Here is a 12,030-nt window from a genome sequence, read left to right on the forward strand (position 1 = left end):
GTGGCTTATCTCACCCTCCGTCAACCCCTCCCTACGGTGGCGTAGGTCACTTGGCGAGGTGAAAGATGTGACGACGTGACAGCAGAGTCGACATCCTTCATCAGTTCCACATTCACCTCCTACGCAGCGGTCGGCGACAGCTTCACCGAGGGCGTGGGGGACCCGGGGCCCGACGGGGCGTTCGTCGGCTGGGCCGACCGTCTCGCCGTCCTCCTCGACGACCGGGTGCCCGAGCACACCTTCCGGTACGCCAATCTCGCCGTACGGGGCAAACTCCTCGACCAGATCGTGGCGGACCAGGTGCCGAAGGCCAAGGAGTTCGCCCCCGACCTGCTGTCGTTCTGCGCCGGCGGCAACGACATCATCCGTCCCGGCACCGACCCGGACGAGGTGGCCGAGCGGTTCGAACGCGCGGTCGCCGACCTCACGTCGGCCGTCGGCACCGTCCTGGTGACCACCGGCTTCGACACCCGCGGCGTCGCCGTGCTCAAGCATCTGCGCGGCAAGATCGCCACGTACAACATGCATGTCCGCGCGATCGCCGACCGCTACGGCTGCCCCGTGCTCGACCTCTGGTCGCTCAAGACCGTCCAGGACCGGCGCGCCTGGGACGGCGACCGGCTGCACCTCTCCGCCGAGGGGCACACGCGCGTGGCGCTGCGCGCGGGACAGGTGCTCGGCCTCGACGTGCCCGCCGACCCCGACCAGCCGTGGCCGCCGCTGCCGCCCCGGAACACCCTCGAGGTGCGCCGCGACGACATCCACTGGGCGCGCGAGTACCTGGTGCCCTGGATCGGGCGGCGGCTGCGGGGTGAGTCGTCCGGGGACCATGTGGAGGCGAAGGGGGCCGTGGACCCGTACACCGTCAGGATGCACATCGAGTCGGCGTCCTGAGCCGTCCGCGGGTCGCGCGGCTCAGGTTGGAGCGGGGTGGGTCAGGCCCAGCTCGCGGTCGAGGGCCTCGTCCACCCAGGCGCGCATCCTGGCGCGCGGGACCGTGCCTTCGTACGCCGTCTGCTGGACCGCGAGGCCGTCGAGCAGGGCGGTCAGGCGCCGGGCCGCGTCCTGGGGGGCGGCGCACTGGAACTCGCCCGCGGCGACGCCTTCGGCGATGACCTCGGTGATGGCCGCCTTCCACCGCTGGTCGAGATCGCGGGTGACCGTGCGCAGGGTGGGCTCGCGGAGCGCGGCGGACCAGCCCTCGATCCACAGGCGCCAGCCCTTGGCCTGACCGGTGGGGGCGTACCAGCGGACGGCCGCGCGCAGCCGGCGTTCCGCCGTGGTGCGGCGGCCCAGGAGGGCGCGCAGATGGGCCAGGTCGCCCTCGGCGGCGTGCGTGAAGGCGGCGGCTACCAGGTTCTCCTTGGTCGAGAAGTGGTACAGGACCAGGGCGTTGCTCACCCCCAGCGCGGCCGCCACGTCCGCGATGCGTACGGCGGCCACGCCGCGCTCCTCGATCTGTCCGACGGTGGCGGACAGGAGCTCCGCACGCCGTTCCGCCACGCTCAACCGCACCCTTGCCACGGGGCGCAGCCTAGCCGCGGGGAGGGGGGTGGCCCGCCTAGGGCCTGTCCGATGGGTCAGGCCGGCCTTCGCGCCGGGTGCCGATTGATCAGGGCCGAGCGGGGGAGCGCGTGCCAGGGCCCGCGACCCCGGCAGGACCCATCGGACAGGCCCTAGGGGGCGGCCGCGTACCACCCGAAGCGGTCCCCGATCTGCGGAAGGCGGTCCGCGACCAGCGCGTGCGCGGCGGCGCGCGGTGTCGTGCCGTCCGCTTCCGCCCGCCCCAGCGTCCGCTCGACCAGGGCCCGCATCGAGCGGCGGATGTGCGCGAACGCCTCGTCCGGGTCGGCGCCGATGTCGCCGAACAGCGTCCACCACCACCAGGCGTTGGTGGCGGAGTTGACGACCACGTCCGGCAGCACGGTGACGCCGCGCGCCGCCAGGAGCCGCTCCGCCTCCGGCAGGACCGGCATGTTCGCCGCCTCCGCGATCCAACGGGCCGTGATCCAACGGGCCGTGATCCGCTCCTGGTTCACCTCGTCTGTCGCGTACGACACCGCGGCGGGGACGAGGATCTCCGCCTTCGTGGACAGCCAGGCCTCGCCCGGCAGTTCGCGGTCGTCCGGGCGCAGCGCCGCGCGGTCCACGGCGCCGTGCGCGTCGCGGGCGGCGAGCAGCGCCTCCACGTCGAGCCCGGCCGGGTTGGCGATCGTGCCCCTGACGTCGGCGACGGCCACGATCGTCAGGCCCGCGCCGGCGAGGAAGCGCGCGGTCGCGCCGCCCATCGTGCCCAGGCCCTGCACGGCCACGCGCGCGCCCGCGTGCGCGTGGCCCGCCCGGTCGAGCGCCGCGAGCACCGCTTCGGCGACTCCGCAGCCGCCGGCCAGCTCGTCGAGGCTCAGGCCGTCCACCTGCACGGCGAAGGCGTCCGCCAGGCGTGCGCGGGCCTCGGCCGCGTCCTCCAGGAGCGGGTGGACGGCCTGGATCGAGGAGACGAGGCCCGCTTCCTGGGCCGCCTTGTCGACGAGGTCCCGCGTCAGGCCCAGGTTCTCGCCGGTGGTCCAGGAGTGCTCGATGTACGGGCGCATCGCCCGGAGGTAGCGCACCAGGACGTCGTACGCCTCCGGGGAGCGGGGATCGCAGTCGATGCCGCCCTTGGCGCCGCCGAGCGGGACGTAGCGGGCGCTCGGGTCGTAGTGCAGGGCCTCCTTCATCGTCATGCCGCGGGCCAGGCCTGTGACCTCGTCGAGCGTGCAGCCGGGGCGCATCCGCAGGCCGCCGCCGCAGATACCGCGGACGAGGCGGTCGACGACGAGGAAGCCCTGGTGGCCGGTGACGTGGTCGGTCCAGGTGAGGGAGAGCAAGGGGGCGGGCGCGGGGGCCGGCATGGCGCACTCCTACTGAACGAGGAATCAGTAGGAGTACTGCATTACGCGTGCGGAAGTGGCCGGTGATGTTCCCTCCGAACGGCCGCTGTCGGAGGCGGTGCCCATAATGGAGGCCTGATCTACCCCTTCTCAGGAGGTGCTGTGTCCCGTTCGCTGAGCTCAGGGCTCCGCTCGCTCAGGACCGCCGCCTTCGGCGCGGATCCGGCCGGAGAGCGGCTCGCGCGGATCCACAGATCGCCGAACTTCGCCGACGGTTCCTTCCAGAACCCCCTGGGGGCGCAGCACCGCCCCTCCGGTTCGACGGCCCTGGAGTTCGCGAAGGTCTACTTCCGCAAGGAGGAGCGGCTGCGGCGCAGCCCCACGGGGACCGTCCCGGTGCACGCCACGACCCTCGTCGATCTGGCCAAGCCCCCGGCCGGTGGGCTGCGGCTCACCTGGATGGGGCACTCCAGCGTGCTCGCCGAGATCGACGGGCGGCGTGTGCTCTTCGACCCGGTGTGGGGCGAGCGGTGCTCTCCCTTCTCTTGGGTCGGGCCCAAGAGGCTGCACCCGGTGCCGGTGCCGCTCGCGGCGCTCGGTCCGGTGGACGCCGTGGTCATCTCGCACGATCACTACGACCACCTCGACATGCCCACCATCAAGGCCCTGGCCGGCACGGACACGGTGTTCGCGGTGCCGCTCGGCGTCGGCGCCCACCTGGAGCGCTGGGGCGTCCCCGCCGACCGGCTGCGCGAACTGGACTGGCACGACTCCACGAAGGTGGCGGGCCTGACCCTGACGGCGACGCCCGCACGCCATTTCTGCGGCCGCGGGCTGCGCAACCAGCAGCACACGCTCTGGGCGTCCTGGGTCGTCACGGGTCCCGAGCACCGGATCTATCACAGCGGGGACACCGGCTACTTCCCCGGCTTCCAGGAGATCGGCGCGCAGCACGGACCGTTCGACGCCACGATGATCCAGATCGGGGCCTATGCGGAGTGGTGGCCCGACATCCACATGACGCCCGAGGAGGGCATGCGCGCCCACCTCGACCTCCAGGGCGGCCGCCCGTCAGGAGTGATGCTGCCGATCCACTGGGGCACCTTCAACCTGGCCCCGCACCCGTGGTCGGAGCCGGGCGAGGGCACGGTCGATGCGGCCTCCCGCGCGGGGGCGCGGATCGCCCTGCCGGTGCCGGGCCAGCCCTTCGAGCCCGGGGCGGACTCCGTCCCGTCGGAGCCGTGGTGGCGCGGGGTCGCGGTCGAGCCGGCCGCCGGGTGGCCCCGCGCGACGCGGAGTGCCCTGGGCGCCGGTCACTCCGAGGGCGCCGAAGACACCGGGGAGCCCGAGGCGGCGCGGGTCGGCTGAGGCAGGTCGCGGGGGAGGGGCGTCGAGGGTGCGCGCGGCGTCCCCAGACCGGTTCGGGGGGTTCCGGGACGGGACGGGCGGGGCGGCGGCGTGCGACGCGGCCGCCCCGACGTCGTGCGGATTGCCCTGACGTCACGATGGGCGCTCTGACGTCTTGACCGGTCGGTCGGAGGCGTGGCCCGGTTGGCCTGATGGCCTGATGGCCTGATGGCCCGAAGGCCTGTGCGCCGGCCGACAGGCATGGCCGTCGGCCCGGAGGTATCGCCGGTCCGCGCGGCGGCATGACCGGTTCGACCGGCGGCATGAACGGCCCCTTTCCGCCGAAGGGAAAGCACGTTCGCCGAGCCGGGTGCCCCGCCTGGAACTGGCGTCCGAAGTCACATTCGGACTGCCGTGCGAGGTGTCATACCAGAGCGGGACCTCGGCCGTCGTACTTTGTCAACTGCCCCTCGCACATGATGCGTTGCCGACTACCGTGAGTTGCCGTCGGTCGACGCGGGGATCATCGGACGGTCCACACGGCCGGCACGGCGCTGTCGCGAAACGCCCCCTCGCGCGACCGTCGGAGCCCGCACCCTGACCGAGGACGCTGATGTCTCACCTTCGCGCACCGGCCGCCCGCGCAGACCGCCGTGAGGGCGGCCGGCACGGCAGACCCGGCAGCCGCCCCGTCGCGCCGCTGCCCGAGGCCCGGATACGTCCGCAGCTGCTGCGCATCGCCGTACTGCCACCCGTCTCCGTCGCGCTCTGCGCCGGCGCGGCCGTGCTGTTCGTCGTCCGGGAGACCGCCACCCCGCTCGCCCCCGCGCTGCTCGTCATCCTCGCCGCCGCCGGGGCCATCACCCTGGTGAGCGTCGTCATCGCGGCCGTCGCGGCCGACCGCGCCGCGACCTCCGTACGCGACCGCGTCGGCTCGCTGCGCCGCACCACCGCGCGCGGACAGGCCGAACTGCGGCGGGTCGTCGAGCAGTTGCGGCGCGGTGACGGACCGCCCGCCCGCACGGCGGTGCCGGCGCGGTCCGCGCAGGAGGGCGACGAGTTCGGGCTGCTCGCCGACGAGCTGAACCGCGCCCATGAGGTCGCCGTCAGCGCGGTCGTCCAGGCCTCGCAGCTCTCCAGCCACGCGGGCAGCGAACAGAAGGTCGAGGTCTTCGTCAATCTGGCCCGGCGGCTGCAGTCCCTCGTGCACCGGGAGATCTCGCTGCTCGACGAGCTGGAGAACGACGTCGAGGACCCGGAGCTGCTCAAGGGCCTGTTCCACGTCGACCATCTCGCCACCCGCATCCGCCGCCACGCCGAGAACCTCGCCGTGCTCGGCGGCGCCGTCTCACGGCGCCAGTGGAGCAAGCCGGTCACCATGATGGAGGTGCTGCGCTCGGCCATCGCCGAGGTCGAGCAGTACTCGCGGGTCAAGCTGGTGCCGCCGATCGACGGCACCCTGCGCGGCCACGCCGTCGCCGACGTCATCCACCTCCTGGCCGAACTCGTCGAGAACGCCACGGTGTTCTCCGCACCGCACACTCAAGTCCTGCTGCGCGCCGACCTGGTGACGGCCGGCCTGGCCATCGAGGTCGAGGACCGCGGCCTCGGCATGCCCGTGACCGAGCAGAACAAGATGAACCACCTGCTCGCCGACCCCGACCAGGTCAACGTCGCGAGCCTCCTCCAGGACGGCCGCATCGGGCTCTACGTGGTCTCCGCGCTGGCCCGCAGGCACGGCGTCGGGGTCCGCCTGCAGACCAACATCTACGGCGGCGTACAGGCCGTCGTCATCCTGCCGCAGGGGCTGCTCGGGGCCGAACCGCAGAACGAGCCGGTCGCCACCCCGCGCACCCAGCAGCCCCCGCAAGCCGCACCACGGCCCGGCCCCGGCCCCGGCCACGCACCGCGGACGGCACAGGCACCCCCGCCCGGACCGCGCCCCGAACCGGTGGTCGTGCCGCGGCAGCCGCTGCGGGACGAGACGCCGGGCGCGGTGCCGGGCGCGGTGCCGGGCGCGGTGCCGGTGAACAGAGTGGTGAACGGCTCCGGGCAGATGCCGCTGCCCGTACGCGACGCACGCGAGGACCGGCCCACGCCCGCCGAAGCCGTGCCGGGCATCCGGCCCGAGGACCGGCAGGCCGCCGCCGAGCGCGCGGCGACACCGCCGGTCCCCCCGGGCGGCGCCGTGCACGGCCGGATGGACAAGCCCCGGCTCCCCAAGCGGCGCGCCCAGGAGCACATCGCGCCGCAGCTGCGCGACACGCCGTCGCCGCGCCAGGACACCGATCACCACGTCGGGCACGACCCGGGCCTGATGGCCGCCTTCCAGCGCGGCATCGGCCTCGCCGCCGCACAGGAGACACGCGACCCGGCACCCGGACCGGACCTCGGCATCCCCCGCGACGGGGGCGACCAGGGTGGCTGACCCGCACCACACCGCAAGCACCACGTCTGCCACGGCAGACCCTCGTACCTCTAGGAGTCGATCCACCATGGCGAGCGATGTGCAGACCAGCCAGGTATCCGACCTCGACTGGCTGATGAGCGGCCTCGTGCAGCGCGTACCGCACACCCACAGCGCGGTCCTGCTCTCCTCCGACGGACTCGTGAAGTCGGTCCATGGCCTCGACCCGGACAGCGCCGACCACATGGCGGCCCTCGCCTCCGGGCTCTACTCCCTGGGGCGCAGCGCGGGCGTCCGGTTCGGCGACGGCGGCGACGTACGCCAGGTGGTCGTGGAGCTCGACTCCACGCTGCTTTTCGTCTCGACGGCGGGATCGGGGACCTGTCTCGCGGTCCTCGCCGGGCGCGATGCGGACGCGGCGGTGCTCGGCTACGAGATGGCGATGCTGGTCAAGAGCGTCCGGCCGTACCTGATGACCGCACCCCGGCAGCCGGCCGGCGAACCCGCCCCGATGAGGCATTGAGCGTGGCGCCCCCGCACGACGGGCCTTGGCTCGACGACGCGGCAGGCCGGCTCATCCGCCCCTACACGGTCAGCGGCGGGCGGACCGAGCCGACCGCCCAACTCGACCTTCTGACCCAGGTGTTGGCTACCGGCGGCACGCCGCTCGGCTATCTGGGGCCCGAGCACACGGAGGCGCTCGGGCTGTGTGCGGCACCCATCTCGGTCGCGGAGATCGCGGCGCAGCTGAAACTGCCCGCCGTCGTGACGAAGGTGCTGCTCTCCGATCTCGTCGACTGCGGGGTGCTCACCCTGAGAGCCCCGGACTTCTACCACAACCCAACTGACCGGTCCCTGTTGGAGGCAGTGCTCGATGGATTACGACGACAGCTCTGACCCCTTCCCCACCGCGCTGAAGATCCTTGTCGCGGGAGGTTTCGGGGTCGGCAAGACGACCTTCGTGGGCGCGGTGAGCGAGATCGCGCCGCTGAGTACGGAGGAGCTCCTCACGACGGTCAGCGAGGGCACCGACGATCTGTCGGGCGTCGAGAACAAGACCACGACCACGGTGGCCATGGACTTCGGCCGCATCACCCTCGACCCCGCGCATGTGCTCTATCTCTTCGGCACTCCCGGCCAGGAACGCTTCTGGTTCATGTGGGACGAGCTCTCCGAAGGCGCGCTCGGCGCGGTGGTGCTCGCCGACACCCGCCGCCTGGAGGACTGTTTCGCGGCGGTGGACTTCTTCGAACAGCGCGGCATGGGATTCATCGTCGCCATCAACGAGTTCGACGGCGCCCATCGCTACGAACCCGAAGAGGTGCGGTCCGCCATCGACCTCGACCCCCAAGTGCCCGTCGTGCGCTGCGACGCACGGATCTCCAGCTCCGGCATCGCCACGCTCCTCACCCTCGTCAAACACCTGCTCGCCCATGCCCCGGCCGCACCGAGCTACGGAGCCCATACCTGATGTACGACCCGATCGCGCATCTGCTGCTCACTCCCGTCGACAAGGAGGCGCCGACCCGGGTGCGACGGCTGCGCAGGCTCGGCATCGGGCTGCATCCCGACCACGCGTTCGACGCCTTCGCCGACCGCCTCGCCGAGGTCACGGCAGCTCCGTACTCCATGGTCAACTTCATCGACGAGAACCGGCAGTTCTTCGCGGGCCTGCACACCCCGGACCGCACCGGAACGGGTAGCACCGGAACAGGTGGCACCGGAACAGGTGGCGAACTCACCTCCGCGGCGGCCGCGGAGAGCGCGGCGTGCCGCTACATGGCCCGCGACCACGGCTACTGCCCGCATGTGGTCGTACGCCGCAAGGCCCTTGTCCTGGAGGACGTCTGCGACTACCCGCGATTCGCCGGCAATCCCGTGGTCGACGAGATCGGGATCCGCTCCTATCTGGGAGCCCCGCTCATCGACCGCACCGGCATAGCGCTCGGCACGGTCTGCGTCGTGGACGTCGAGCCGCGCCCGTGGGGCAGGTCGGGCCTGGAGACGATCAAGGCGATGGCGGCGGAGCTGATCGAGCAGATCCACCGGCGGGAGGACGGCGGGATCTGACGCTCACACCTCCAGCAGGGTGCCGTCGGGGAAGCGGAGGCGCACGCTGTCGCCTGTCACCGTGCACGTGATGGACTCCCTCAACGACGCCGGCCGCACGGCATCTTGGGACAGCGCGACGAGCGTGACGTGGACGCTCGCGCCGCCGGGATGACCGGCGGAAGTCAGATACGGAGTCGCCGAGTGCGGGCCGAAGGCGTTCGCGGCCACCTCGCGGGCGATGCCGGTCTCGTCGTCCCAGCCGTGCAGAGCGACTACGGCACTGGTTAGACCCGATGTCGTACGGGTGAGCGCCCAGCCGGGGCCTTGCTCGGCGTGTGGCCGCGTCTCGTCGGCCACGCAGTAGCCGCCCTCGCGGACCGTCACGCCCGCCGGGGCCTGCACACGGTGTACGCGGATCTCCCACGGGCCGTGCAGCACGCTGGTCGTCACGATGGGGAACTCGCCGTCGATGCCGGGTAGTCGGGCGTCGTGGCGGGAGGATGCGGTGCGTCCCGCGCAGCTCAGCGGGTGGATTCTGCGGCGGCGGGAGGGGATGCCGTCCGGTGCGAGCAGCGCGAGGTGGCCGTCCACCGTGCGGTCCCATGCGCGCGGTGCCGTCTCGGGGGCGGTCGCCGTGGAGTAGCCGAACTTGGCGTAGTGCGGGTCGGCGGCGGCGGGGCCTTCCAGGGGGTTGTGGTCGCTGCCGTGGTTGACCAGGCGGACGATGCCGTCGTGCCGGGTGCCGTGCAGCAGCCAGCCGGGCTCGGGGAGCGCCGTGTACTGGTCGGACTCCTCTACGGGGAGCGGCAGTTCGCGCTCCGTCCACACCGGGTGGTCGGCGGGAAGCAGCAGGCCGAGGAAGCCCTTGCTGGCCCAGTACGGTGACGCCGGGCCCGAGTAGGCCTGTGTCGAGGGCAGGAACGTGCCGTACCAGCCGAGCGGGAGCAGCCCGCGCTCGTCCGGGACGCCGCGTTCCACGAAGTGGCGTGCGGTGCCGGATGCGAGCCGCCGGGTGAGGCCGGGGGCCAGGGGGGTGCAGTCCGCGAGGGCGCCCATCCAGACGGGGGCGGTCGCCGCGAAGCGGTAGGTGAGGGAGCGGCCCTGGTGGACGGGGGCGCCGTCGGCTCCGAAGAAGTGCGGGTAGGCGGCGAGGAACTGGGTCAGCCGATCGCGGTAGACCTTGCCGCGCCCGCCGGTCGCCTCGTCGGTGGACCCGGCCATCCGCGCCCACAGCAGTGGGTACAGGTGCATCGCCCAGCCGATGTAGTAGTCGAAGTTGCGCCCGTCGCCGTCGCTGTACCAGCCGCTGCCCCGGTACCAGTCCTCGATGCGGTCGAGGCCGCCGTCGATGTCCGACTGGCTGTGCGGGGCGCCGACGGAGGCGAGGAACTGTTCGGACACCACCTGGAAGAGCCGCCAGTTGTTGTCCCACGTCCGGCCTCCGACGAAGCCGGAGAACCAGTCCACGACCCGCTCCTGGACCCGGGAGTCGAGCCTGTCCCAGATCCAGGGGCGGGTCTCGTGCAGCCCGATCGCGATGGACGCCGCCTCCACCATCTGCTGGGAGCAGTCGGTGAGTTCGGGCCAGGCCTCGCCGCCGGCGCCGTCACGGTCCGTGCCCGTTGTCAGACCCTGCGTATACCGTTCTATGAGGTGAGGGTCCACTTCACCGCCGGCTCCGGCGATCCGGAACGAAGCGAGGAGAAAAGACCGTGCGTAGCCTTCGAGCCCGTCCGACACGACCCCCGACCAGCTGCCCCGGCCCGGCAGTCGGTACTGCGCGAAGTTCGGCGTCGCGTACGGGACGAGCGCCGCCAACTGCCGGTCGGCGAGCGCCTCCCAGTGCGACCGGGTCCAGCCCGTGAGCGGGGACAGGACGCGGTCGGTGGGCGGCAGGGTCAGGTGCGGTGCGGGCATGGCGGGGTCCGTGCTCCCTGTTCGCGTGGGTGCTTGCGTCATTCGCGGTAGGTGCTGGCGTCGATGGAGGGCTTGCCCAGGCCGAGCGCGGCGATGCGCGCCTTGCCGGACGCGCTGATCGGGAAGCGCCACTTGGTGACGAAGAACTCGGAGAGGTCGCGTGCCGTGGCCCGGCTAGCGTAGACGGCGAGGTTGTCGTAGCGGTCCGCGTCCGTCGACGAGGCGGGGTTGTCGGTGCGGATCAGCTTGTGCAGTTCGGGCCAGACGCCGGCGCCGAAGGCGAGCCGCAGCTGCCAGAGCGGCACGAGCTTCTGCCATACGTCGAGCGTGGCGTAGTCCGTGTCCGCATCGCGGGCGGTGAAGGCGCGGTCGTACACGTCCTTGCCGCTGGAGTCCTTGGTCAGGAGGCGTGATGTCTGGCCGAGGGTGCGCTGCGCGGCGAGCGAGTAGAGGTTGCAGGTGACCTCGGTGAGCGCGCCGGGCTTGTATCCGAACTGCTGATGCTGGTGGCCGAGTTCGTGGTACATGCCCCAGCCGCCGGTGCGCAGTCCGTTCACGCTCGCGATGTACGTCATCGCGCCGCTCGGGTAGCCCGTGTACCCGTGCGTCGCGTAGGCGCCGACGCCCGATGCCACCTTCGTGACGTTCACCAAGTGGTACGGCAGCGGATTGCGGGCGTGGGTGCCGGTGCTGCCGCTCAGTCCGCTGAGGGTCGCGTGGGAGGTGAGGAGCTGTTCATAGGTGTCGAGGAGCGTGGCGTGGTTCTCGGCGCGGTACTGCAGGGCGGTGGCGCGGGAGAGCGTGACGATGGCGTGGGCGGACCGCAGCTGCACGTATCCGGCGGCCGTCGCCGAGTCGAGCTGGGCCTGGAAGGAGGCCTCGGAGGTCGAGCCGTGCGTGAAGGTGGGCATCGGCACGGAGCCGGTGCCGATCGTGACCGTGGCGCGCTGGCCGCTGCCGGTCATCGTCAGGTGGATCGGGCCGCCGTGCGGGTCCGTGACGGTGTTCGTGCCGGCCTTGAGGGCGTAGGAGCGGGGGGCGTTGGGGGTGGCGTAGTAGTCGGGGATGCCGACGTACAGGGTGGGCAGGACGCCGTCCGGGGCGGAGACGGTGACCGTGACGGGGGTGCCTGCGGGGGCGTAGGCAGCCGTGGTGAAAAAGTCGCTGGCGCGCTGGGCGGCGCCGAGGCGGATGCGCTGGGACTCGGCGGAGACGCGGGCGGTGAGGGTGACGGTGACGGCGGCGCGGGGGGCGGCCTTCCGGCGCGCGGCGGTGGCCGCTCGCGCGGGCGAGGGGAGCAGCGCGGCACCGCTCGTGAGGGCGGCCAGGCCGGTGAGGACGGTGCGGCGGGGCGGAGTGGATCTCATGGTGCACTCCTTTGAGGGGGGATCGGTTGGGGTGGATCAGGTGGTGCGCTGGTGGGTGTGGGTGTGGGTG

11 protein-coding genes are annotated in these 12,030 nt (G+C 72.4%); 7 read left to right on the forward strand and 4 right to left on the reverse strand.

Translation table 11 applies throughout. From position 1 onward, the window contains the following. Positions 1–75: 75 nt before the first annotated feature. Positions 76–894, forward strand: coding sequence for an SGNH/GDSL hydrolase family protein (locus tag E2651_RS04155; RefSeq protein ID WP_209446060.1), 819 nt, complete (start codon positions 76–78; stop codon positions 892–894). 21 nt (positions 895–915) lie between these two features. Here E2651_RS04155 and E2651_RS04160 read toward each other — a convergent pair whose 3' ends face one another. Further along, on the reverse strand, positions 916–1,524 hold the full coding sequence (locus E2651_RS04160) for a TetR/AcrR family transcriptional regulator (protein WP_135329587.1): 609 nt from the start codon (positions 1,522–1,524) through the stop codon (positions 916–918). A 152-nt stretch (positions 1,525–1,676) separates the two neighbouring features. After that, the gene (locus tag E2651_RS04165) at positions 1,677–2,891 is read right to left on the reverse strand and encodes a Glu/Leu/Phe/Val dehydrogenase dimerization domain-containing protein (protein WP_135329588.1); all 1,215 of its coding nucleotides are present in this window, start codon (positions 2,889–2,891) and stop codon (positions 1,677–1,679) included. Between the two features lie 141 nt (positions 2,892–3,032). Here E2651_RS04165 and E2651_RS04170 point away from each other — a divergent pair, with 141 nt between their 5' ends. The 6 genes from E2651_RS04170 to E2651_RS04195 all read left to right on the forward strand — a co-directional run bounded on the left by E2651_RS04170 (position 3,033) and on the right by E2651_RS04195 (position 8,694). Further along, the gene (locus E2651_RS04170) at positions 3,033–4,238 is read left to right on the forward strand and encodes an MBL fold metallo-hydrolase (RefSeq protein WP_135329589.1); all 1,206 of its coding nucleotides are present in this window, start codon (positions 3,033–3,035) and stop codon (positions 4,236–4,238) included. 592 nt (positions 4,239–4,830) lie between these two features. Next, on the forward strand, positions 4,831–6,645 hold the full coding sequence (locus E2651_RS04175) for an ATP-binding protein (protein WP_135329590.1): 1,815 nt from the start codon (positions 4,831–4,833) through the stop codon (positions 6,643–6,645). A gap of 67 nt (positions 6,646–6,712) precedes the next feature. Next, positions 6,713–7,147 carry a roadblock/LC7 domain-containing protein gene (locus E2651_RS04180; protein ID WP_135329591.1) on the forward strand — a complete coding sequence of 145 codons (435 nt, stop codon included), beginning with the start codon at positions 6,713–6,715 and terminating at the stop codon, positions 7,145–7,147. Between the two features lie 2 nt (positions 7,148–7,149). After that, on the forward strand, positions 7,150–7,521 hold the full coding sequence (locus E2651_RS04185) for a DUF742 domain-containing protein (protein WP_135329592.1): 372 nt from the start codon (positions 7,150–7,152) through the stop codon (positions 7,519–7,521). Further along, positions 7,499–8,095: an ATP/GTP-binding protein gene (locus E2651_RS04190; RefSeq protein ID WP_135329593.1), complete on the forward strand. Its 597-nt coding sequence runs from the start codon at positions 7,499–7,501 to the stop codon at positions 8,093–8,095. Before E2651_RS04185 ends, E2651_RS04190 begins: the two co-directional genes overlap by 23 nt. After that, positions 8,092–8,694 (forward strand): GAF domain-containing protein, encoded by a 603-nt coding sequence (locus tag E2651_RS04195; protein ID WP_135329605.1) that lies wholly within the window; start codon positions 8,092–8,094, stop codon positions 8,692–8,694. The genes E2651_RS04190 and E2651_RS04195 overlap by 4 nt, the downstream gene beginning before the upstream one ends. A gap of 3 nt (positions 8,695–8,697) precedes the next feature. On the opposite strand, the gene E2651_RS04200 is transcribed toward E2651_RS04195, so the two are convergent. Beyond that, on the reverse strand, positions 8,698–10,593 hold the full coding sequence (locus E2651_RS04200; protein WP_135329594.1) for a DUF2264 domain-containing protein: 1,896 nt from the start codon (positions 10,591–10,593) through the stop codon (positions 8,698–8,700). A 38-nt stretch (positions 10,594–10,631) separates the two neighbouring features. Continuing rightward, the gene (locus E2651_RS04205; protein ID WP_135329595.1) at positions 10,632–11,960 is read right to left on the reverse strand and encodes a M60 family metallopeptidase; all 1,329 of its coding nucleotides are present in this window, start codon (positions 11,958–11,960) and stop codon (positions 10,632–10,634) included. Between the last annotated feature and the right edge of the window lie 70 nt (positions 11,961–12,030).

The sequence above is a fragment of the Streptomyces sp. MZ04 genome (assembly GCF_004684775.1).
Classification (GTDB): domain Bacteria; phylum Actinomycetota; class Actinomycetes; order Streptomycetales; family Streptomycetaceae; genus Streptomyces.